This window comes from Streptomyces justiciae, assembly GCF_015163075.1.
Classification (GTDB): domain Bacteria; phylum Actinomycetota; class Actinomycetes; order Streptomycetales; family Streptomycetaceae; genus Streptomyces; species Streptomyces justiciae.
On record NZ_JADDXU010000008.1, the window covers coordinates 126631 to 148476 of the forward strand.

The window sequence follows — 21846 nt, forward strand, 5'->3', positions numbered from 1 at the left end:
AGAAGCCCTGCGGCCCATCCCGTCACCCGCTCACGGTGATGTTGGAGCTGCCGCTGCTCTGGTAGCCCTCCGTCGCCATGATCATGTAGTAGTTGAAGCTGCCGAGCGGCATCCCGACGCGCGACCAGGCGTCGAAGTGGTTGCCGGTGGTGATGGTGCCGCCGGTCCGCCGCGACTGGCGCACGCTCCAGTACTGGTTGAAGGTCTTGTTGCCCTCCACGGACGGGGCGTTGTAGCGGGTGGTCTGGTAGATGTCGTACGTGCCGCCGTCGCTGGTGACCGTGCCCTTGTACGTGCCGGTGGGCCGGTAGGTGCCCCAGTTGTCGACGATGTAGTACTCGACGAGCGGGTTCGAGGTCCAGCCGTAGAGCGCGAGGTAGGCGTTGCCGGACGGGCTGAAGCTGCCCGAGTACGTCACGGTCCTGCGGGAGCCGTTGCCCCAGCCCTTGCCGGCGACGAAGTTGCCGGTGTTGCGCCAGGAAGTGCTGTAGTTCCCGCCGGAGTTCAGGGTCATCGAGACGGTGCCCTGGGCGTCGGTCCAGAAGGAGTAGTAGAAGCCGTTGTTGTAGCCGGTCTGGTTCGTGGTGACGACCGTGGCGGCGTGCGCGGTGCCGACGGTCCCGGGCAGCGCGAGCGCGGCGCCGGTACCGAGCAGCAGCGCGCAGACGTTGCGGCGGGTGGGGGCGGAGTTGGTGCCGGGTGCGGGTGCGTCGTTCATGGACGTGTTCCTCCTCGTCCTCACAGAGGGCGGTGGGGGGCCGGAGGGGGGAGCCCCGTCAACGCATGCAGTGTTGGTCTGTCCCCGACAAGTGTCAATGGTTTCGACGGAGTTGGCGAAACAATCGCAGGTAGCTGAAGTGCGGCGGGGTGAAATGAGCGGCTGCTGGGCGAGATCAACTTTCGATCGAAGGCGTCGAATGTTTCGCAGAATTACCGGACGTGGAACGCACGCCACGCGGCCCCCTCTTGGATGTCGCTTCAGCACAGGGGGCCGCGCGGTTCTCCCTCACAGGGAGGTGCGGCGTCGGATGGCGCCTCGGCCTCCCATCATGGGCGGGCGTGCGCGTGACGGCGTACAGACGCGGTGTTCGTCCCTCAAGGGGCTGAATCTGCCCCGTACCGGCTGCGGTTGAGGGTGGCGGAGGGTAGCGCGGGCCGGCGGGGGCGGCGGCATTGTTCCGTAATCCCATGATCACGTGGCGCGACGACGGGCCGGGGGGCCATGCTGGCGCTCCTTCCTGACAGCGCTTCAGCACCGTTGTGAGGAAGGGCTGTTGATGTGCGCGCACGCCTCACCTGCGCGCAATCCCTCACAGAAACCGGATGCGATGTCGAGCAAGAAGGTGGTGACCGTCGCCGTGCTGGTGACGGTCCTCACGTGGAGCACGGTGATGACCGTGCTGGGACAGGTCGCGGCCGTGGCCGCCCTGCTCCCGTCTCTGGGCCTGCTCGTGCAGCAGATCGTCCAGGCCCTGACGGCCCCCGACGGGCCACGCACGTCCGACGGTTCACGACCCTCGGCGCAGCCCGCCTCCTCGGACGGGGAGGACGTACGCCGATGATCTGGACCCCCGACGCCGAACACCCCCCTCCGGACGCCCCGGACGGCGGTACCCGGCGGGGCCGCAGGCCCGCGCCGATAGCGGAGACCGCGAGCCCCTCCCACCGCGCCTGGCTGGAGCCGGTCCGCAACGTCCTGTTCGCCAGCGGTCTGACCCTCAACGACCTCGTCGACCGCTCCGGCTACTCCAAGACCCGCATCAGCGAACTGCTGCGCGGCAACGGCTACTACCCCGCCTGGGAGATCACGTTCAGCGTGATCCGCGCCCTGGGCCTGCCCGCGCAGCCCATGCGGCGGCTGTGGACCGCGGCCGCGCGGGAGGCGCGCAAGGAGCAGGGCTGGATAGAGCACTGCATCGAACAGGTCGCCGTCGGTGAGCCGGAGCGGCCGCCCCTGGCCCACCAGGCCTTCGTCGAGGACGTCTGCGGCCCCTACACGGACTACGCGCGCGCCTTCCTGCTCACCGACCGCCGCGCCCGCTGGGTCGTTGCAGAAACGTTCGACGTGCTCTGGCTGTGCTGGTCCGACGCCAGTGTCAGCGAGGACCTGCGCCGGTACGCGTGGCGGCTGCTGCGCTCCCGGGTCATGGCCCGCGTCGACCGGCACCGCGACGGTCACCCCGACCTGCGCGCGGCCGTCTTCTCCACCCTGGAGGTCCAGGCCGGCGCCCCCGGCCACCTCGTCGTCCTCACGGAACTGGTGGACCTGTTCGACGCCATCGCCGCCCTGCCCTACGACCAGCGGGACGTCGCCGTCCTGCGCCACCTGTGCGGCATGCCCCTGGACGCCGTCGCCTCCGTCGTCGGCCTGACCCCGGCCATGACCCACGCCATCGACCACCACGCCCGCGGCGCGCTCGAAGGAGAGGCGGGCCGGGGGGAGCAGGGGCACGCCCCCGCGCCCCTCGGCCCGCACGCTCGCCGGATCGGCCATGGGGCCACGTAGCTCCGCTGCGAGGGCCTTCGTCCGGCGGACGATCGCAGGCGCCGGACGATGCCGGTCACGCGTGCCGGACGATGCCGGTCACACGTGCTGGACGATGCCGATCGCAGGTACCGGACGACGCGATCGCAGGTACCGAGCGAGGCCGGTCGCAGGCGCCGAGCGGCGCGATTGCACGCACCGAGCGACTCGATCGCACGCGCCGGACGATGTCGATCGCGCGTGCCGGACGATGCCGATCGCACGCGCCGGACGACGCCGATCGCACGCGCCGGACGACGCGCCGATCGCCTCGTGGCCACCGGGCGACACGGGACCGCACTCCTGCGCCTCCTGCCCCCCCTGCTCCCCCCGACCTGACCCGCCCTGCCCCGCCGCTCGCACCCCCGGGAGTGAAACCGCCAGCCATGACCTCCGTCGACCAGCTTCTCGCCCGCGCCCGCCTGCGCCGCGACCCCGCCGTGCCCGACGACACCGTCGCCCACGAGGACTACGCGGACCTCGCCTACGCCGACCTCGCCGCCGACCCCACCGCCCCGCTCGCCGCCGAGCCGACGGCCGACGAGGGTGCCGCCCGCCATCTGCGCACCCTGTGCGAGGCGGTCGTGACCCTCGTCGACGTCACCACGCTCGAGTTCCTCACCGACCAGCTGCCCGAGCCCTCCGGGGCCTGGCTGCTGGGCTGCGTCCTGAACCTCGCCGACGTCGAGGAGTCGCGCTTCTGGTGGCAGTACGCGGCGGGCGCCGGCCACACCGCCGCCTCCTACTGCCTCTCCCTGCACCACCTGGCCCGCGGTGAGTCCCACGCCGCCGCCTTCTGGTACGACCAGACCGGCCTCGACGCCCCGACCGACTCCGAGTCGTTCACGGTCACCGGGGTCGGCCCGGCCCTGAACACCTTCCGCTTCGACGCCAGCGTCCCCACGGTCCTGCGCGTCCTCAGCCGCCTCCTCCCCGAGGGCCGGCGCCGCCGCACCCCCCGGGCGGCCACCATCACCGACTACGTCGCCCGGGCCGTCACCCACGGCTACGCCAGGCACCCCACGGTCGAGATCCCGGTCCCGGAGCCGCACTTCGCCGACAGGGTCACCCTCATCCTGGCCACCACGGGAGGCCCGGGCTCCACGGACATGGCCGCGGGCTCCACGGACATGACCCCGGGCTCCACGGACATAACCACCACGGCCACCGGGACGTCGAAGGCGAGGGGGCGAGGCACCTTCCACCCGGCCCTCCCGACCCGCCTCCCTCACACGCTCCCCGCATTCGCACCTTTCTGTAACCGTTCCAGTTCGCACCGTTGACACCATGCACACCTCCCCTTACCGTCACGCCAACATTCCGCACATCTGTCGAGATTTCGAACGCTCGAAAGGCGCGTGCCCTGTGCATTGCCGGGATCAGCCCGTAGGTGACCTGAACGCCGTGGCACCGCCAGACGTACAGGTGGGTGCACACCCACCGGCACCGGGAGCACGGGAGCTGACGAGCCCCGCACGCCCCGCCGTAGCACGGCACTGACCGGCCGCCCGCAGGGCGCCGAGGCACCAGAGCACCGACTCGGGCGACGTCCCGGCGGACCGGCCTGCCCCGAACCTCCGGGCGCGCCCTGCCGGTTGTGCACCACCTTGGAAACCCGCGCACCACGACCCCGACGACCTCGGCGGCTGTGCGCGGCTCGGCGAGGGCTCGGCCCAGGCGCCCGCACCACACCCCCCTCGACACCTGATACGCCGTCATCCCCTCAACGACGAGAAGGACAAGGAACCATCACCGTGTTCGATCGAAGAGCCCTGCTGGCCGGAGTAGCCTCCCTGGCCCTCACCTTGTCCGCCTGCGGCCTCGAGAGCGACGCCTCCGAGGCCGGCTCCGGAAGCGGTGCCGAGGGCGCCACCGTCGGCGTCGCGATGCCGACCCGGGCCTCCGATCGCTGGCTCACCGACGGCAAGAGCGTCGTCAGCAACCTCAAGGCCAAGGGATACAAGGCCAAGCTGGTCTACGGCGACGACGACCCGAAGGCCCAGGTCGCCCAGATCGAGAAGCTGATCGAGGAGGGTGTCTCCGCGCTGATCATCGCGGCCATCGACAACAGGTCCCTGAACGGCGTGCTGAAGAAGGCCGCCGACGCGAAGATCCCGGTGATCGCCTACGACCGCCTGATCCTCGGCACCAAGAACGTCGACTACTACGTCTCGTTCGACAACGAGATGGTCGGCCGGATGCAGGCCCACTACATCATCGAGAAGCTCGGTCTGGAGGACGGCAACAAGGGCCCGTTCAACATCGAGCTGTTCGCCGGTTCTCCCGACGACAACAACACCAAGTACTTCTTCGCCGGTTCGATGGCGCTCCTGCAACCGTTCCTGGACGACAAGCAGTTGGTGGTCCCCTCCGGCCAGACCGAGCTGGACAAGATAACCACCCTCCGCTGGGACGGCCCCACCGCGGAGAAGCGCATGAGCAAGATCCTCGCCGGGTACGGCGGCCGGCAGGTCGACGCGGTCCTGTCGCCGTACGACGGCATCTCGCGCGGCGTCCTGGCCGCGCTGCACTCGGACGGCTACGGCACCGCCGCCAAGCCCCTCCCGATCGTCACCGGTCAGGACGCCGAACTGGAGTCCGTGAAGTCGATCATCGCGGGCCAGCAGTCGCAGACCGTCTACAAGGACGTCCGCCAGCTCGCCGACGCCGCCGTGACCGTCGTCGACGACATCCTCAACGACCGGGTGCCGTGGGTGGACAACTCCGTCGGCTACAAGAACGGCGTCAAGGCCGTCCCCGCCGTCCTCCTCCAGCCGACGAGCGTCGACAAGACCAACTACGACGTCCTCATCAAGGACGACTACTTCACCGAGGACGAACTGAAGTAACGACACGACGTCCGCACACGACGCCGAAGAGCGCCCACGAACATCCATGGGCGCTCTTCGTTCGCGTGCCCCCGGCAGGATTCGAACCTGCGACACCCGCTTTAGGAGAGCGGTGCTCTATCCCCTGAGCTACGAAGGCGGGGGCTTGTAGAAAACCTTGCTGAAAACCCAGGGTGTGGATCTTCGGTGAGGAGTACAAGCCCGCTGGCCAGACGCGGTTTGACGTGTGCCGCACTACTACCTGAGCGGACAACGCGACGTGCCGACGACTGACCAGGAACAGCGTACCGGATGCGTGCCACCGAGCGGCCTCCGTATCGGGGTAGGAGATCGGGGTCGTGAGCTGGGGTGCCTCTGACCTGCTGTCTCTGTGACCCGCTGCGCGATGCAGGTGGGAGCCGAGGGGTAGGGGACCCGGGCGGTTCGACCGTTCTGCTCCCTGCGTCATCTTGTGGGGCCACTTGGCCAGGTCAACCTGGCGTCTGGCATGGCAAGCCATCGGCCGAGTGGAGGCGGAGTCCGACTTGCTCTAGTGAATTGCAAGGACGGCCTGTCGGCGGTGATCAAGTGTGAATGTAGAGGGTGGCGGCGTGTTTTTCCGGGCTGGCCAAATACAGGGTTGAGCGAAACGGCGCTGGTTCTAATTGGCATCCGGAAAGTTTGATGGCCAAATGCAAGATGCGGGAGGGCGCGGCGCCCTAGGAGTTGGTGTTGTCGCCGACCGACGGGACCGGTACATCGCCCAGGGCACGTGCGTTGTGGCCGGGCGGTCTGCCCGTCTGGCCAGGCGGAATCGTCAGAAAGGATAGCCGGGCGTTTAGCTCTCTCGTCCCAGAATGAAAGCGGAACCGCCGGTGTGCGGCCAGAAGGGTCAAGGCCAAGACCGGCACTCTCATGGTGTGGACGCACGCTCCCACCCCTGTGGAAGGACACGGCCGTCAGCACATGACCGGGCATCAGTGGGTCGCGCTGGGTGAGTACGTTCCGACGAGAGAGCGCCGCTGGAGGCGGTCATGGCGTCGGCGACGACCTGTCTACCAGCAACCGCATCCCGACGCTCTTCGGGGGCGACCTCAGCGGCCGTTGGCTGTCGCGGCGGGGCCGTACCGGGCCTCCTTGACGCCGTCAGGACTGGCGACAAGACCGTTCCTGACGATGAAGGAGACAGAGCGGCATACCTGGTGCGCTTCGGCCGTTGTCGGATGTCCCTCTCGTGCCCAGACATCGCCTGTGACTTCACGATCGGTCAATTGGTCACTCCGCCACGGTGCCGGCTGAAGCCGCGTCGGCTCCCCCACTCCCACGAACCAATTGATGCCGAGCGACCACGTGCACGGCATGCCCGGCATGCAAAGGAACCCTCACATGTCCAACAACCACTTCGGTCTCCCCGTACGGCGCATGGCCGCCCTGGCAGTGGTCGGCGCTTCGATCGTCACCGCTCTCGCCGTCACGCTGCCGGGAACGGCCGATGCCAGCAGCGGTGGACCGGACGTGGTCCGGCACACGATCAGCCACAAGGTCGCACTCACCGACGACGGGCCCGCCGACCAGACTCTGAGCGCCGTGGTTTACGAACCGAAGGACCAGCGGGCCCGCGGGATCCAGGTGATGATCCCCGGCGCCACCTACGACCACCGGTACTACGACCTGAACTCCCGCGTCTCGCAGGCGCGTGAGGCGGCCGAGGACGGCTGGATCGCCGTCGCCGTCGACCGCCTCGGCACCGGCAGGTCCAGCCAACCGGCCGCCGACAAGTTGAACGGCGCAACCCACGCCGCGACCATCCATCAGCTCGTCACCAAGCTCAGGACCATCTACAAGGACCTGCCGGTCGCGCTGGTCGGCCACTCCCTGGGAAGCACGATCGCCATCGAGGAGGCGGCGCACTACAAAGACGTCGACGCCGTTGTCACGACAGGGTTCCTCCACCACAGCGGTGCCGCCGGCGGACTGCTGGGTACCCTGCTGCACCCCGCCGCCGAGGACCCCGAGTTCACCGACCGCTCGACGGTACCCGCCGGCTACCTCACCACCCGGGACGGCCTGCGCCATCTGTTCTACTGGCCGTTCAACGCCGACTTGAGGACCGTCGAAGCCGACGCCGCCGCCAAGCAGACCACCACGGCGAGCGAGGTGACGGGCTTTGTCACCGAGCAGAACGACGACACGTTCGCCAAGGAGGTCACGGTCCCGGTGCTGGCGGCCGTGGGCGAACACGACCTGTTCTTCTTCGACCCGGCCGACCGTCCCAAGGCCGTCGCCGAAGAGCCGCATGCCTACCCCGCCAGCCCCGAGGCCGACACCAAGGTCGTCCCCGACGCGGGTCATGATCTGGCTCTGCAGCGCAACGCCGACACCACCACCGCCTTCATCGACACATGGTTGTCCAGGAAGATCCGCCCCTGACACGGTCGTCGACGGCCCGGACACTCACTGGCCGGCACTCACCGTCCTGCCGCGCAGACCGGACCCGGTCCACCGGGCCACGTGCGTGCCCGCTCTACCGAGGAGCGGGCCTGCTCGCCGTGGCCCCGTTTGGTCCGGACGCGAGCGGCTTCTCCAGTGCTGTCGAGGGCAGAGGCCTGGCTGCCTTCCTTGGCGGCCCTCCGTTTGGGCATCCAAGGCATGTGAATGCCGGTCAGAACCCCCCACCTCCGGAGTTTTACTCGTGACCACAGCCCAGGGACTCCCCGGCGATCCCTCCGACGAACAGCAGACCGACCCTGTGACGGGCACGCCCGCACACCTTTACGCAGACGGACCCGGCGGGACGCTCGCTGGACGGCTCCCCTCAGGTGTCTCCCGGCGGGGGTTCCTGGGCGCGGCGGCTCTGGGCAGCGTGGGTGCAGCGTTCGTTCCGGTCTCGGCGTCTCCTGCAGCGGCAGCATCCTCCGCCCCTTCGCCGGACGGAGCCTATGCCCGGGGCCTGTATACCCGGACGCTGACGTTCACCACAGCCACCAACGCCTCCGCGACGGTCTCGCCCGACGGGGACCGGCTCGTCATCGAGGTGCAGGGGGTGCTGTGGGCGTTGTCCCGCCACGGGGGAACGGCGACCGCGCTGACCGCCCCAGACCTCGAACCGACCCGTCCCGCCTGGTCGCCGGACGGCTCGGCGATCGCCTTCTGCTCCTACAAGGGCGGCGGCTTCCACGTGTGGACGATGGCCCCGGACGGCTCGAACCCGCGTCGACTCACCTCCGGTCCATGGGACGACCGGGGTGCGTCGTGGTCGCCCGACGGCACGCGGATCGCCTTCGCCTCCGAGCGCGGTGGGGACCCGGTGCGGGGCAGCTCGTACGACATCTGGACCGTCGAGGTGGCGACCGGTGAGCTGACCCGCCTGACCGGTCGGCCGGACGTCGAGGACTACGACCCCGCCTGGCACCCGGACGGCGACCGGATCCTGTTCGTACGCGCGGACGCCGCCGGAGCACGGACCATCGCCTCCGTACCGGCCGCCGGCGGCGAGGTCACCACGGTACGCACGGTGGACTCCGGCACGCTGATGTGTCCCGCCGTCTCCAAGGACGGCCGTCTGGCCTTCGTGTGGACCGCCGGTGGTACCCAGTTCGCTGCCGCGACATCGGCGCTGGTCGTGGACGGCCCCACGGTCTCGGGCACCGAGGACGTCTCGCCGCTTCCGCCCTGCTGGACACCGGACGGCGGCCTGCTCTACTTCGCCGACGGCCGGCTCAAGGCCCTGAACGCCACGCTGGAACCGGCCGGGACATCCCGTTCACCGCTTCACTGGGCGTCCCCAGGCCCGCGTACCGCCGCAAGGTACGCGACTTCGACTCCACCGCCCGCAGGTCGGTGCGCGGCGTCCACCTCCCGGCGCTCTCACCCGACGGCGGATCCGTCGTCTTCGCTGCCCTGAACGCCCTGTGGCTGATGCCCGTCGGCGCGCGGCCCCGCAGGCTGTTCCGGGCCGCCCCCTCCGCGTATGTGCAGATGCCCTCGTGGGCCAGGGACGGAAAGAGCATCGTCTACTCGTACGACGGTGACGCCGGCGGCGACGGTCTGGCCGCCGTCCACCGGCTCTTCCCCGGCACCGGTGAGGACACCGTCCTGGCCAGCGGCGGCCGCCTCAACCCGGCCCTCTCGCCCGACGGGGACCGGCTCGCCTGTCAGGACACCACCGGCAACCTCCTCCTCGTCGACGTCGCCTCGGGCACCGAGACCAAGCTCGCCGCGCCCCTCGGCGGCAACGGCCTGCCGGGCCGCCCCAGTTGGTCCCCGGACGGCCGGTACATCGCCCTGTGCGACCGCAACCGGCTCAACCAGCGGTTCCGCGAGGGCTACAACGTGATCCGGGTGATCGACACCCGGGACGGTTCCTCCAGAGCCTTCCTGCCGCTGCCCCACACCTCGGTGTCCGACCGCTGCGACAGCGGACCGGTCTGGCCACCCGACGGGACGTCCCTGGCGCTGGTCGTGGAGTCCGCGCTGTGGGTCCTGCCCGTCGGCGCGGACGGCACGCCCGCCGGCCGGCCGCAGCGGATCACCGATGAACCGGCCGACCATCCGTCGTGGTCCGGCGACTCCCGCCGCCTGCTCTACCTCTCCGGCGGCCGACTGCGGCTGATCAACCGGGACGGCACCGGCCGCCGTACCCTCCCGGTCCGGCTGGCGACCGCCCGCCGCCTGCCGCCGGGCACCGACGTGACCCGGGTGCACGCCGGACGGCTGTGGGACGGCACCGGGAACACCGTCCACGAGGATGTCGACATCGTCATCACCGGCAACCGCATCACCGCTGTCGAACCGCACCGCTCCGGTGCCGGGCGGGCGGGAGAGCGCCGGATCGACGCCTCGAACTCCACCGTCGTCCCCGGGCTGTGGGACTCGCACACCCACCCGTACCAGAACATCTACGGCGGCCGTCAGACCAGCCTCATGCTCGCCTACGGCATCACCACCAACGTGTCCCTGGGCGGCTTCGCCTACGAGCAGGCCCGCCTGCGCGAAGCCGCCGACAGCGGCGCCATCGCCGGCCCCCGGCTGCTCACCACCGGCGAACTCATCGACGGAAGCCGGGTCGCGTACAGCATGGGCCGTGCCCACAACACCCCCGACGGCCTGCGGCGGACCCTCGAACGGGCCGTCGCGCTCGACTACGACTTCGTCAAGACCTACGTCCGCGCCCCCGCCTGGATCATGGCAGAGGCGGCCCGGACGGCCCACGAGCTCGGTGTCCCCGCCGGAAGCCACCTGCTGACGCCCGGCATCCAGGTCGGCCAGGACCTGACGACGCATCTGACGGCCACCCAGCGCCAGGAGTACGGCCGCTCCGCGTCCGCGACCGGACACACCTACGAGGACGTCCAGGGCATCTACCGCGACGGCCGCTTCGGGATCATCATCACCCCCTTCAACGCCCTCTACCTGCTCGGAGACGACCCGGCCCTCGCCGACGACCCCCGGGTGACCACCCTCATGCCCCCGTGGGACACCGCCACCGTGAAAGCCCTGGCCAAGGCCCGGCCCACCGAGGAACAACTGCGGGAACTGCGCCTGGAGATGACCGCCTATCGGCGGATCGTCGCCGACGGCGGCACGCTCGCCATGGGGACCGACTCCCCCCTCGCTCCCATCGGCCTCCAGGTCCACCTCGGCCTGCGCGCCCTCCACCGGTACGCCGGTCTCTCCCCCGCCCAAGCCCTGCGTACCGCCACTGTCGTGCCCGCCCGGATGTTCGGCGTCGAGGACGATCTGGGCACCGCGGAACCCGGCAAGCTGGCCGACCTCACGGTGATCGACGGCAACCCCTTCCAGGACTTCACCGACCTGACACGCGTCGCCTGGGTGATGCGCGACGGCATCGTCCACCGCCAGGAGGACCTGGTCGGCCCTCACCACCTGGCCGCCGACCCGGCGAACGGTGACAGCGAGCACCACTGGCACGAGGTCGGCCAGATCATCCGACGCGAAGGCTGCTGCGCGACCTGACCGGCCCGGCTGCCGGGCCCCGGCTCACTGCCCTGCGGGTCGCGCCCGGTCAGCGGTGAGCGGTCGCGAGGTCCTCGAAATCGGCGACCAGCGCGGCCGGCGACGGCAGGGCGGCGATCTCGTCCTGCGTGGCGAGGGCCGCCTTGCGCAGCCCTGTGTCGTTCAGGAGGGTGTCGAGCAGTTCTGCTTCCACGGCCGCGGCCCGCAGGGCGATGCCCCGGGTCACGGCCGCGGCGGCGTTGGAGAAGTTGTCGGCGCCCTGCGGCACGATCAGCTGCGGCACCCCGACGGCGGCTGCCGTCATCAGGCTGCCCGCGCCGCCGTGGTGGATCACCGCGTCGCAGGTGTCCAGCAGGGGGGCCAGGGGCACCCATGGCGTCAGCGGTCGGACGTTCGACGGCAGCTTGCCGAGCGGGGTGAGGTCGGTGGCGCCGACGGCGAGCAGGAATTCCGCGTCGGCCGTGGCCGCCTGTTCGGTGAGCCGGGCGACGAACTCGAGAAGGGCCGGTCCCCTCATGACCGTGCCGAGCGTGACGGCGACCCTCCGCCGACCGCCGCGTGCGGTGAGATCCGTCGGCACCAGCCCGCCGCCGTTGAACGGGACGTACCTGACCCGCCGGCCCGAGCCGTCACCGCCGAGCGAGGCCGGGACCACGTCGAGGACGGTGCGCCGGGGTGGCCCGATCACCGCGCGGGCCTGGTACTCGTCGGCCAGGGTGGCCGTCATGCTGTCGACGATGGGCAGAGCCGCGGACACCCCGAAGTGGTGCACCACGGTGGGGATGTCCAGCCGGGCCGCGACGAGTGGTGCGGCGGCCTGCATCGTCGCGTGCACGACGACGTCCGGCTGCCAGGCCTCGGCCAGCCGGAACAGATCGTCGATGGTGGACCGGCTGAGTTCGGCGTAGCCGGCCAGGGCCATGCGCCAGGTCTCCTCCTCCGTGCGCTCGCCGGAGACGAAGGGGAGGCCACGGCCGTTGGCGCGCACGAGGGCGTCGGTCAGGGTCGACCCGTCGCCCACCGCGATCACGGGAAAACCTGTCGGAGTCAGGTCGTCGACCGGGATCTGACCGGCGAACAGGACGTCGTGTCCGGCCGATCGCAGGGCCTGGGCGGTCGGGATCATGGGGAAGACGTGACCGGCTCTGGACGGGCCGGTGAACAGGATTCGCACGGTGTGCACTCCCTTGCTGCGGGGCGCCGCTCTGCTGTCGGCGTCGCATGGGGTGAGCGCCCCTTCAAAGGGAAGGACGCGTTCCGGCAAGGGAGGGTTGATCGAAGGGCGGCCGCCATGGATCCGCGCGTCGGACGGTGTCGTCACGGACGCTCTCTCACAGGCGTGCCGCGCGGCCCAGGGCCGCGGCCTCTCCCCGGGTACGTACGCCCAGTTTGGACAGGATCTGCCGGACATGGAACTTGACGGTGTGTTCGCTGACATGCAGGTGTTCGGCGATCTGCGGATTGGTCCGGCCGCGGGCGAGTTCCACCATCACCTCACGCTCCCTTGAGCTGAGTTCGCGCAGCAGCTCTACGTCGGTGCTGGGCGGCAGGACGAGTGGAATGCGGGCGGTGAGCGTGGTGCCCCAGCCTGGCACGGTGTCCATGCTGAAGTCGCCGCCGAGCGGCGCCAGGCGCTCACGCATCCGGTATTCGCCCTGATGCCGCGGGAACGAGGCGCAGTCGCCGTCGTCACGGACTTCCAGCACCAGCCGGTCGTCGGTCACCTGCCAGGCCACGCGGATCCGCCGGGGGCGGGTGTGCTCCAGCATCGCCAGCACGCAGCCGCGGGCCACGGCGGTCGCGGCCTCGCCCACCAGAGTCGGAAGCAGCCGGTCGGCGGCCACGGGGGGCACTGTCTCCAGGTCCACGTCGGTGTGGAGCACCAGCGGCCGCAGTTGCTCGGTGAGCAGCGTGAAGGCGCGTTCCGCGGTGCACTCCTGTTCGGCGGAGGCGGTGCGCAGAGTGGTCAGGGCGGTCGAGGCGATGTCCGTGGCCGCCTGACGTGCCTGGGCGTCGTCCAGCCGCTTGGAGCGAAGGGTGGCGAGCAGGGCCTGGAGCGTGACGGCTTGGGTGTTGCGGGCGATGAGGAGTTGCTTGGCGTGCTCCCCGGCGAAGAAGCGCTCCGCCGCTGTGGACGGCGCCGGGCCGGAGCGGGATAGCAGGGCCGCCGCGAGTTCCCACCCGCCCTGCACCGCCGGGTAGGCGTGCTCGGTGTCCACCGGGTCGGTGGCGTCAACCAGGACGAGGAGGCTGCCGGGTGCCCACGGTCCCACGGTCGCGGCCACGATGGTCGGGCGGGTGGTGCCGCCGATGACGACCGGCTTGTGCCAGGGGCGGCCGGGTACCGCCAGCTCGGCCAGCGCGGCCAGTTCGTCGGCACTCGGCCCGTCGCCGTCGGCGGCGGGTGTCACGCTGATCTCTCCGGCGACCAGGGCGGCGGCCCAGCGGTGGGGGACCTTGTCGCGGATCGCCGCAGACAGGCGCGGCAGTATCTCCTCGGCACTGGTTGTGGCGAGTACCAGTGCCCAGTCTTCGGTCACCATGACCTCCCTGCTCCATCAGCTAGGCAAACTCTCCCAAGGAGCAGCCAGGTTCTCCCGGGCGCGATGTGATCATCATGCTGTCGCGCGCCTTCTTCAGTGCTTGCTTCCAGGCCGACATCCTGCTGCGCGACTCTCACCCCCCACCAAACGGAGATGTGGCGCATGTTCGAACATATGGGAAAGATATCCCGGCGAAATGAGGAGCGTGGGGCGGGCATCGTGCCCTGGGAGGAACGCGTCGCCGTCGCCGGTACGTACACCGTCGAGGTCATGGGCTACTCGGTGCCGTCGGGCTCGACCGCGTACGACTACCACGAAACGTACTTCTCCAGCGCGATCGGCTCGGTCACGGTTCACGGCCCGCCGTCGGTGAAGCTCGGCACGGGCGGTTCGACGACAGCGTCCGCCGACGTCACCGTCGCGGCAGCTCCGTCCGCGGGCCGCGAGGTCTTTGCCGAGGTGCGGCTGCGAAGTGCCGGCGGGGCGACCGTGGGCGTCGGCGGCATGAAGATCGAGAAGGTCACGCCGTAGGCACAGCGGCGCACGGAGAAGGGGCGGACGTCCGGTCATGGACGTCCGCCCCTTTGTCTGTGTGGCGTGAGCCGAGGTCAGCCGTACAGCGCCACGCGCGGTTGGACTGTTCCCGCAGCGCCTTCAGTGATCACTGTGACCCGGTACCGCTCGTTGAGGGTCTCGCCCGGACGCAGGGTCCGTTGGGCGGCCACGAGGTCGGTGAACAGCGTCCCGGTCTGGCTGGCCACCGGCACGATCTCCCGTTGACCGGCAGCGTTCCGCCGTTCGACCAGGATGTCCGCGGGCGCCAGGTAAGGGCCGGTGTCAGGTGACTCCACGAGGATCTGCGGGGCCACGACCTGGTCGACAGTGGAGGTGTTGCGGTAGGACACCGTGAACGTGTGCGACTGACCCGCCGCGGGGAGCGCCCTGGCGGGTGCGTCCGCGAAGTCGACGGGAGCCGGGGCGGGCGTCGAGGTCGAGGCGGCGGGGGCCGTGTTCGCCAGGGCGGGGGTGGCGCCGGCCACGCCGACGCCGACCAGTGCGGCGGTGAGCGCCAGAGTCGCTCCCCGGAAACGGTGGTTGATCGATGACACCTGTTCAGCCCTCTTGAGGTCGATGCGTGGGGTTACTGAGAGCGGTCACTGTTCGCCTTCGCAGACGCCCTCGACCGCGAACTTCTGGTACAGGTGCGGGTAGGCGACGGTACCGGCCGGATAGTGGTCGAGGTGCGAGGCGAACTCCGGCGTGTGGAACGCGGTGCGCAGGTGCTCGGTGGACTTCCAGACCGCGACGTTCGTGAAGAGCCGGCTGCCGGCGATACCGCGATACAGCTGCACCGAGAGAAGACCCCCGGTCTTCATCATGTACGCCGAGTCGTCCGTCCAGGCGGCCAGCACCTCGTCCTCCTTGCCCTCCGGGGCGACGAACGTGTTGATGATGGTGACCGGTCCGGTGTTCCCCTCCTGCTGGTCGAGGAACTGGGTGGACTCGTCGAGGCTGCCGAAGTTGAGCATGGTTTCTCCATGAGGTGGGGGAGTGGAATCGAGGAAACGCGAAACCGCCGTGGACATGGATGACGGTTCGGTGAGGGGGTCGTAGTGACGACTTCGTCGCGTACGTCTGGTTATGCGGCGCCCCATTGATGGGCGAGTGCGGCCGCCTCCCCGCGGGTGCTGACGCCGAGCTTGCCGATGATCTTGGCGACGTGGAACTTCACCGTCGACTCGCTGATGTGCAGGGCCTGGGCGATGTCCCGGTTGCGGCGGCCCCGGGCCAGCTGCCCGAGCACCTCCAACTCCCGTGCGCCGAGCGCGGTCAGCGGGTCCTGACGGGGTGTGCTGGACGAGGCGAGAGGGATGTCGAGGTTCACCGTCGTGCCCCATCCCGGTACGGCGTCCAGGTCGAGCCGTCCTCCGAGCGGTGCCAGTCGTTCAGTGACGCGGCGGGCGTCGAGAGCGCCGCGGGAGAGGGTGCCGGGCCCGTTGTCCCGCACGGTGGCGCGCAGTTCGTCCGCACCGATTTTCCAGCCGATGTGGACGCGGTGTTCTCCGTCGTCGGGACCGTGTGTCTGGTCGTCCAGTAACGCGTGCACGGTGGCCCGCACCACGGCGAGTGCCGTGTGGGTGACGTCGGCGGGCAGCAGCCGGTCGGTGCCGTCCTCCGCGTGGGGCGGTCCCAGCTCCAGCCCCACGCCGCGGGCGCGCAGGATCCGGCGCAGCGACACCGTCAGCCGCTCGAAGGCGTCCCCGGCCCGCTCCTCCATCAGCACGCGGTCGAGTTCGACCCGGGAGCGCAGTTCGGCGAGGGCGGAGACGGCGAGGTCGACGGCGCGCGTACGGGCGTTCGCGTCGTCCAGGGTGCGGTCGCGCAGGACGCCGAGGAGCGTGGTCAACGCGGCCCCGTGTGCGTCGCGGAGTTCGGCGATGGCCACGGCACGGGCGGCCGCGGCCGCACGCGAGGCGGCCAGCGAACCGGGCAGCGGCTCACTGCGCAGACCCTCCCGGTACGCCGTCACGAGGTCCCACAGCGCCTGGGCGGACATCACATGCTCGCCCGGTACCGGGGTGTCCTCGGTGCGTACCAGGACCAGCAGCGCGCCCTGCCCCGTGATGTCGCTGGCCAGAGCCAGCACGGGCACGTCGACGCCGGCCAGCCGGGCCCGCCCCTGCCAGCCTCCCTTCGCCGGCACCAGCGGCCGCAGGGCGGCCACCTCGGTGGCGGTGATGGGGCCGCCGGCCCGGCCGGGAGTCCCGCCGATGATCTTGAACGGTGTGTACGAGCAGTTTCCGGCCAGCTGGGCGATCTCCCGGTGCGGAATCGTCTTCGCGAGGACGGAGGACAGACGTGCCAGGTGCTCGGACAGCGGGGCCTGGATCAGCTCGACTGCCGACATCAGGTCCATGTCCGTCAGCGTAGGCAGCGGAACTCTTCCGCCGGATCAGCCTTTCGGTCAGTTGGAACTGCCCGGAGGGACAGTGGAATCCGAGCTTCCACAGGAGAGGCTGGAGGTACCGGAAACGGGCGTTGATCGTGCAGCCGTCCGGAAAGCCGACATCGAGCATTTGAGGAGAGAATGTGAGCAGCGTCTTCAGGCGGCTCCGCAAGGTCGGAGTGACAGCCCTGGTCGTGAGTTCCGTACTCGGGGCCATGTTCCTGTCCCAGACACCGGCTTTCGCAGGCGGGATCTACCCCCCGCCCCCGCCGCCCGGCTGCGGGGTCTGCTGACCGGTGTCTCTCCCGGTCCGGGAAAAGTTTGAGTGCGGTTGCCGGATGTGCCGTCGGGCGGAGCCCAGCATGCCTTTCCCGCCGCATCCTTCTTTCGGCCAGTTTTGGAACCCCGAGCCATTCGTACGACGGGAAGTGACAGGCATGAAGGCCATCTCCTACGCGGAGTACGGCGGTCCGGAGGTTCTGCGGCCGGCGGAGGTGACGGAGCCGCACGCCGGGCCCGGGCAGGTGCGCGTGAAGATCGTGGCCGCCGCCGTCAACCCCATCGACTTCAAGATCCGCCGGGGCTGGGCCCCGCAGATGGGCCCCGCAACCCTCCCCTCCGTCCCCGGCCTGGAGGGCGCCGGCATCGTCGACGAGGTGGGACCAGGGGTCACTGGTGTGTCGATCGGCGACGAAGTGATGGTCTGGACCGACACCGGCTCCTACGCCGAGTACGCCCTGGCCTCCGACTTCGCGCTCAAACCGGCCGGCCTGGACTGGGAGACGGCCGCCGCGCTGCCGGTGGCCGTCGAGACCTCCGACCGTGTGCTGGGCGAACTCGCGGTGGGCCGGGGGGAGACCCTGCTGATCCATGGGGCCGCAGGCGTGGTCGGTTCCGTCGGCGTGCAGATCGCGGTGGCCCGCGGAGTCACCGTGATCGGCACGGCGTCCGAGGCCAACCACGACTTCCTGCGCTCACTCGGCGCGGTCCCCGTGGCGTACGGTGACGGACTCGCCGACCGGGTCCGCACGGTCGCCCGCCACGGCATCGACGCCGTCTACGACGCCGCCGGCATCGACGCGCTGGACGTCTCCGTGGAACTGCGCGGCGGTACCACGGACCGCATCGTCACCGTCAACGACGCACGCGCCTTCGAGATGGGCATCACCTTCTCCATCGGCGGCCGACGGTTCGGACCACAGCTCGCCGACTACGCCCGCCAGGCCGCCGAAGGCCGGCTGCGCGTGCGCGTCGACCGCGGCTTCCCGCTCGTCGACGCGGCCGGGGCGCACGAGCTGATCGAGTCCGGCCACGCGCGCGGCAAGGTGCTCCTACGCCCGTGAGCGGTCTCCTACTTGTTCACCAGTGACATGTGGTGCTCGTTGTAGCGGTCTCCCTTGACCCCGACCCGTCCCGCGAGTTCGTTGAGGTCCGACAGCTCGTCCGCGGAGAGCGGAACACGCGTGGCGCCGGCGTTCTCCTCGATGCGCGAGGTGCGCCGGGTCCCGGGGATCGGCACGATCGACGGCTGCTGGGCGAGCAGCCAGGCGAGGGCCACCTGCCCCGGTGTGGCGTCCTTGGCCGTCGCGAGAGCGGCGATGTGCTCGACGAGGGCCTGGTTCGCCGCCCGGTTCTCGGCCGTGAACCGCGGGATGGTGGTGCGTACGTCGTCGGCCGCGAAGGGTGTCGAGGCGTCCACTGCCCCGGTGAGGAACCCCTTGCCGAGCGGGCTGAAGGGCACGAATCCGATGCCGAGTGCCGCGCACGTCGGCAGGACCTCCGGCTCGGGGTCCCGGGTCCACAACGAGTACTCGCTCTGCACCGCCGTCACGGGGTGGACGGCGTGGGCGCGTCGGATGGTCTGCGCACTGGCCTCCGAGAGCCCGAAGCAGCGGACCTTGCCCTCCTGCACCAGTTCGCCCACCGTGCCGGCGACATCCTCGATCGGAACGTCCGGGTCGACGCGGTGCTGGTAGAACAGGTCGAGCCTTTCGACCCCCAGCCGCTTGAGCGAGGCGTTCGCGACGGAACGGATCTGCTCGGGACGGCTGTTGAGCCCGACGGACGCACCGTTCTCGATGCGGAAGCCGAACTTGGTGGCGATGACCACCTGGTCGCGGACCGGGGCCAGGGCCTCCCCGACGAGTTCCTCGTTGACGTACGGGCCGTACACCTCCGCGGTGTCGAAGAACGTGACCCCCAGATCCACGGCGCCGCGGAGTACGGCGATCATGTCGCTCCGGTCGCCCGGGTTGGGGCCGTAGCTCTGGGACATGCCCATGGCGCCGAGGCCGATGGCGGAGACCCGCAGGTCGCGTCCGAGAGTGCGCGTGTGCATTCTTCCTCCTTGGGGGGTGTCACCGCGGCGGAACCTGCGGGAACAGCCGCAGGGCGTTGGCTACGGTGAGCGATCGCCACGTGGTGCCTTCGGCCGGTGGGGCGGCCGTGTCGATCGCCGCGATGTGGGCGTCGGCGAGGGGTGGTGGCGTCCAGCAGTAGTCGCTGCCGAAGAGCACGCGATCGGGGTCCACCAGCTTCAGCAGTGCGGGAGCCTGGCGCGGGAAGGCGGTACCCGCGAGGTCGTAGTACAGGCCGCGCAGTTGCTGGACGGCGTCGAGCGGGGGTGCCTCCTGCGAGGGCACGAAGAGCCGCATGAACTCGTTGATGCGGTCGGCCAGGACCGGGATCGCGCCACCGCAGTGCGGGACGATCACCCGCAGGTTCGGATGGCGGGTCAGGACGCCCGCCATCACCAGGTCCGTGACCGTGCGGGCGGTGTCGAAGATGTACTCGACCATTGGACGCGGCCGGCCGAGAGCGGACTGTTCCCAGCACACGGGGGAGGTGGGGTGCAGGAAGACCACGGCCCCTCGGCGGTCCAGCTCCGCGAACACCGGTTCCAGGCGTTCGTCGCCCAGGTACACACCCTGTGTGTGGGTCAGCAACGCCACCCCGTCAGCGCCGAGTTGGTCGAAGGCGAAGGCGATCTCCTCCAGCGCGCCGTCCACGTCCGGCAGCGAGAGCGAGACGAAGGAGCCGAAGCGGCCGGGGTGGTCGCGGGCCAGTTCGGCGGTGTACTCGTTGACGCGGCGGGCGAGGAGGCGGGCCGCCTTGTCGTCGCCGAAGTGCACGCCGGGGGAGGACAGGGAGAGCATCGCGGTGCCGATGCCGTTGCGGTCCATCAGGTCCAGGTGGTCTCGCACGGACCAGGTGGGCCATCCGGCCATGCCGTCGGGGTGGGCGTGGCCCGCCGCGGTCGCCTGCTGGACGTAGAAGTCGGGCAGGTGGTGGGCGTGGACGTCGATGAGGTCGGAGGTCATGTCGGCGGGCTTCCTTCTCGTGGGCTGGGACGTGGTGGCCAGGCGGTCGCCGCCGCTACTCCACCTGCTCGCCTCCGGCCAGCCGGACCTCTTCGTTGTCCAGGGCGGCCTGGAGCCGGCGGAGCACGGTGTCGTCGATCCGCGCCTCGTCCCGCAGCCGGACGACGGTCGCGCGCTTCGTGGCGATGAGGGCGAGGCGGAGGTCGGTGTAGTGACGGTTGTGGAGCAGGGCGGGATCGTCGTCGGTACCCGCGCCCCTGGCCCGTACGGTCGCCAGGTTGGCCTCGTACTCCTGGCGCAGCCACTCCACGACCTTCGGAGTGGTCCCCTGTTCGGCGGCGAGCTGCGGGAGCGCCTTGATGGCCTCCTCGGTCGCCGTGGTCTCGGCGAGGATCTGCTCCTCGTCGACGGAGGTGTCCCGGGGGAGCCGGGCCCAGCGCACCACGCCCGGTAGCAGCAGCCCCTGCACCACGAGGGTCACCACGATGACGCCGGAGGTGACGAAGACGATGAACGCGCGGCCGGGGAACGGCTCGCCCGAGTCGAGGGTCTCCGGCACGGACAGCGCCACGGCCAGTGACACCGCGCCCCGGAAGCCCGCCAGCCCGCTGACCACTCGTGCCCGGTCACTCATCCGCCGCAGGCGCTGCTCGGGGCGCCGGTCGATCGCGCGGATCAGGTAGGCGGAGGAGAAGAGGAACGCGAACCGGACCGCGACCAGGACCACGCTGACCACGCCGATCGCGATGAGGGCGTCCCTGAGGTCGGACCGGCTCAAGTGCCTTAGCGCGTACTGGAGTTCCACTCCCACCAGGACGAACAGGGTGCCGTTGATGATGAACGTGGCCAGCGGCCAGAAGGCCAGGGCCTGGCGGCGGTGCTCGGCCCGGATGAGGCTGGGCGCCACCTGAGCCATGATCAGGCCGCTCACCACGACCGCGAGGACACCCGAGGCGTGAATCAACTCTGCCAGCAGATACGCCGTGAACGGCGCCAGGATCATTACCAGGTTGCCGAGCAGGGGATCGTCCAGCCGGCGCCGCAGGTTCATGTTGACCCAGGCGACCGCGACACCGACCACGGCCCCACCGCCGTACGCCAGCAGGAACAGCGCGCCGACGTGCGGGACGGTGAGGTGTTCCTCGCCGACGGTGATACCGACGGCCAGGCCGTAGATCACCAGTGCGGTGCCGTCGTTGACGAGGCTTTCCGCGCGCAGGACCGTGATCTGACGGCGTGGCAGGGAGCCCGCCAGGGCGCTCACCGCCGTGGCGTCGGTGGGCGCCACCGCCGCGCCCAGGGCCCATGCCGGCCCCCACGGCAGCCCGAGCGCGTGCCCGGCGACCGCCACCGCGCCCGCGGTGAAAATGACCAGCACGGTGCTGAGCAGGACGATGCCGCGCAGGTTCGTCCGGATCTCCCGCATCGAGGTGGTCAGGCTCTCCCAGTAGAGCAGTACGGGAAGGAAGAGCAACAACACCACTTCGGGCGGGAGTTGGGTCTGGCGCACGGCCGGGACGAGGCCGATCAGGGCGCCCAGGACCAGGAGCACGACGGGCGGCGCGATGCGGAAGCGCTGCCCTAGGAAGTTCCCCGCCAGCACGGCCGCACCCAGGACGACGACGAGTTCGAGACCGAGCATGACACTTACTCCGGTGCGGGGGCGGCCGGCGGTGACGGCACAGCGGGTTCGACGGGGATCTTCCTG

Annotated in this window: 16 protein-coding genes, 1 tRNA gene and 1 pseudogene; 8 read left to right on the top strand and 10 right to left on the bottom strand. The window is 70.2% G+C overall.

The window, feature by feature from the left end; genetic code table 11:
* Window positions 1–22 precede the first annotated feature (22 nt).
* The gene (locus IQ210_RS22890; protein ID WP_194080954.1) at window positions 23–718 is read right to left on the bottom strand and encodes a glycoside hydrolase family 11 protein; all 696 of its coding nucleotides are present in this window, start codon (window positions 716–718) and stop codon (window positions 23–25) included.
* Between the two features lie 610 nt (window positions 719–1328).
* On the opposite strand from IQ210_RS22890, the gene IQ210_RS22895 reads away from it, so the two are divergent.
* From IQ210_RS22895 to IQ210_RS22910, 4 genes are all read left to right on the top strand, one after another.
* Window positions 1329–1562 carry a hypothetical protein gene (locus IQ210_RS22895; RefSeq protein WP_194081236.1) on the top strand — a complete coding sequence of 78 codons (234 nt, stop codon included), beginning with the start codon at window positions 1329–1331 and terminating at the stop codon, window positions 1560–1562.
* Window positions 1559–2506 (top strand): sigma-70 family RNA polymerase sigma factor, encoded by a 948-nt coding sequence (locus IQ210_RS22900; protein ID WP_194080955.1) that lies wholly within the window; start codon window positions 1559–1561, stop codon window positions 2504–2506. Before IQ210_RS22895 ends, IQ210_RS22900 begins: the two co-directional genes overlap by 4 nt.
* A 404-nt stretch (window positions 2507–2910) precedes the next feature.
* Window positions 2911–3807: a hypothetical protein gene (locus tag IQ210_RS22905; RefSeq protein WP_194080956.1), complete on the top strand. Its 897-nt coding sequence runs from the start codon at window positions 2911–2913 to the stop codon at window positions 3805–3807.
* Between the two features lie 471 nt (window positions 3808–4278).
* Entirely contained in the window at window positions 4279–5373 is a 1095-nt protein-coding gene (locus tag IQ210_RS22910) for a substrate-binding domain-containing protein (protein ID WP_194080957.1), read from the top strand.
* A 66-nt stretch (window positions 5374–5439) separates the two neighbouring features.
* Here IQ210_RS22910 and IQ210_RS22915 read toward each other — a convergent pair.
* Window positions 5440–5512 (bottom strand) — tRNA-Arg (locus IQ210_RS22915).
* A gap of 1226 nt (window positions 5513–6738) precedes the next feature.
* Here IQ210_RS22915 and IQ210_RS22920 point away from each other — a divergent pair.
* Window positions 6739–7782, top strand: coding sequence for an alpha/beta hydrolase (locus IQ210_RS22920; RefSeq protein ID WP_194080958.1), 1044 nt, complete (start codon window positions 6739–6741; stop codon window positions 7780–7782).
* A 409-nt stretch (window positions 7783–8191) separates the two neighbouring features.
* Window positions 8192–11328, top strand: a pseudogene (locus IQ210_RS22925) (amidohydrolase family protein).
* Window positions 11329–11377: 49 nt separating this feature from the next.
* Here the strand turns inward: IQ210_RS22925 and IQ210_RS22930 are convergent.
* Together IQ210_RS22930 and IQ210_RS22935 are read right to left on the bottom strand one after the other, a co-directional pair.
* A complete protein-coding gene (locus IQ210_RS22930; protein WP_194080959.1) occupies window positions 11378–12502 on the bottom strand; it encodes a glycosyltransferase in 1125 nt (374 codons plus the stop codon).
* Window positions 12503–12659: 157 nt separating this feature from the next.
* The gene (locus tag IQ210_RS22935; RefSeq protein ID WP_194080960.1) at window positions 12660–13871 is read right to left on the bottom strand and encodes a helix-turn-helix transcriptional regulator; all 1212 of its coding nucleotides are present in this window, start codon (window positions 13869–13871) and stop codon (window positions 12660–12662) included.
* 174 nt (window positions 13872–14045) lie between these two features.
* Here IQ210_RS22935 and IQ210_RS22940 point away from each other — a divergent pair, with 174 nt between their 5' ends.
* A complete protein-coding gene (locus tag IQ210_RS22940) occupies window positions 14046–14402 on the top strand; it encodes a hypothetical protein (protein WP_194080961.1) in 357 nt (118 codons plus the stop codon).
* Between the two features lie 77 nt (window positions 14403–14479).
* Here the strand turns inward: IQ210_RS22940 and IQ210_RS22945 are convergent, their stop codons facing one another.
* The 3 genes from IQ210_RS22945 to IQ210_RS48255 all read right to left on the bottom strand — a co-directional run bounded on the left by IQ210_RS22945 (window position 14480) and on the right by IQ210_RS48255 (window position 16788).
* Window positions 14480–14980, bottom strand: a complete 501-nt coding sequence (locus IQ210_RS22945) for a hypothetical protein (RefSeq protein ID WP_194080962.1) — start codon at window positions 14978–14980, stop codon at window positions 14480–14482.
* A gap of 45 nt (window positions 14981–15025) precedes the next feature.
* Window positions 15026–15400, bottom strand: coding sequence for an antibiotic biosynthesis monooxygenase family protein (locus tag IQ210_RS22950; protein WP_194080963.1), 375 nt, complete (start codon window positions 15398–15400; stop codon window positions 15026–15028).
* Between the two features lie 110 nt (window positions 15401–15510).
* Window positions 15511–16788 carry a helix-turn-helix transcriptional regulator gene (locus IQ210_RS48255; RefSeq protein ID WP_194080964.1) on the bottom strand — a complete coding sequence of 426 codons (1278 nt, stop codon included), beginning with the start codon at window positions 16786–16788 and terminating at the stop codon, window positions 15511–15513.
* Window positions 16789–17255: 467 nt separating this feature from the next.
* On the opposite strand from IQ210_RS48255, the gene IQ210_RS22960 reads away from it, so the two are divergent.
* Window positions 17256–18161: an NADP-dependent oxidoreductase gene (locus IQ210_RS22960; RefSeq protein ID WP_194080965.1), complete on the top strand. Its 906-nt coding sequence runs from the start codon at window positions 17256–17258 to the stop codon at window positions 18159–18161.
* Window positions 18162–18169: 8 nt separating this feature from the next.
* On the opposite strand, the gene IQ210_RS22965 is transcribed toward IQ210_RS22960, so the two are convergent.
* The 3 genes from IQ210_RS22965 to IQ210_RS22975 are packed head-to-tail and all read right to left on the bottom strand — an operon-like array spanning window position 18170 to window position 21780.
* Window positions 18170–19156: an aldo/keto reductase gene (locus IQ210_RS22965; RefSeq protein WP_194080966.1), complete on the bottom strand. Its 987-nt coding sequence runs from the start codon at window positions 19154–19156 to the stop codon at window positions 18170–18172.
* 19 nt (window positions 19157–19175) lie between these two features.
* Window positions 19176–20138: an amidohydrolase family protein gene (locus tag IQ210_RS22970; protein ID WP_194080967.1), complete on the bottom strand. Its 963-nt coding sequence runs from the start codon at window positions 20136–20138 to the stop codon at window positions 19176–19178.
* 55 nt (window positions 20139–20193) lie between these two features.
* Complete coding sequence (locus tag IQ210_RS22975; RefSeq protein ID WP_194080968.1) at window positions 20194–21780, bottom strand: Na+/H+ antiporter; 1587 nt, start codon at window positions 21778–21780, stop codon at window positions 20194–20196.
* Window positions 21781–21846 lie beyond the last annotated feature (66 nt).

Excerpts from the sequence above, each read along its gene's own strand:
- IQ210_RS22970 (WP_194080967.1), bottom strand. The coding sequence starts at position 20,138 with ATGACCTCCGACCTCATCGACGTCCACGCCCACCACCTGCCCGACTTC.
- IQ210_RS22975 (WP_194080968.1), bottom strand. The coding sequence starts at position 21,780 with ATGCTCGGTCTCGAACTCGTCGTCGTCCTGGGTGCGGCCGTGCTGGCG.
- IQ210_RS22920 (WP_194080958.1), top strand. The coding sequence starts at position 6,739 with ATGTCCAACAACCACTTCGGTCTCCCCGTACGGCGCATGGCCGCCCTG.
- IQ210_RS22960 (WP_194080965.1), top strand. The coding sequence starts at position 17,256 with ATGAAGGCCATCTCCTACGCGGAGTACGGCGGTCCGGAGGTTCTGCGG.
- IQ210_RS22950 (WP_194080963.1), bottom strand. The coding sequence starts at position 15,400 with ATGCTCAACTTCGGCAGCCTCGACGAGTCCACCCAGTTCCTCGACCAG.
- IQ210_RS22895 (WP_194081236.1), top strand. The coding sequence starts at position 1,329 with ATGTCGAGCAAGAAGGTGGTGACCGTCGCCGTGCTGGTGACGGTCCTC.
- IQ210_RS22940 (WP_194080961.1), top strand. The coding sequence starts at position 14,046 with ATGGGAAAGATATCCCGGCGAAATGAGGAGCGTGGGGCGGGCATCGTG.
- IQ210_RS22965 (WP_194080966.1), bottom strand. The coding sequence starts at position 19,156 with ATGCACACGCGCACTCTCGGACGCGACCTGCGGGTCTCCGCCATCGGC.
- IQ210_RS22905 (WP_194080956.1), top strand. The coding sequence starts at position 2,911 with ATGACCTCCGTCGACCAGCTTCTCGCCCGCGCCCGCCTGCGCCGCGAC.
- IQ210_RS22935 (WP_194080960.1), bottom strand. The coding sequence starts at position 13,871 with ATGGTGACCGAAGACTGGGCACTGGTACTCGCCACAACCAGTGCCGAG.
- IQ210_RS22890 (WP_194080954.1), bottom strand. The coding sequence starts at position 718 with ATGAACGACGCACCCGCACCCGGCACCAACTCCGCCCCCACCCGCCGC.
- IQ210_RS48255 (WP_194080964.1), bottom strand. The coding sequence starts at position 16,788 with ATGGACCTGATGTCGGCAGTCGAGCTGATCCAGGCCCCGCTGTCCGAG.
- IQ210_RS22900 (WP_194080955.1), top strand. The coding sequence starts at position 1,559 with ATGATCTGGACCCCCGACGCCGAACACCCCCCTCCGGACGCCCCGGAC.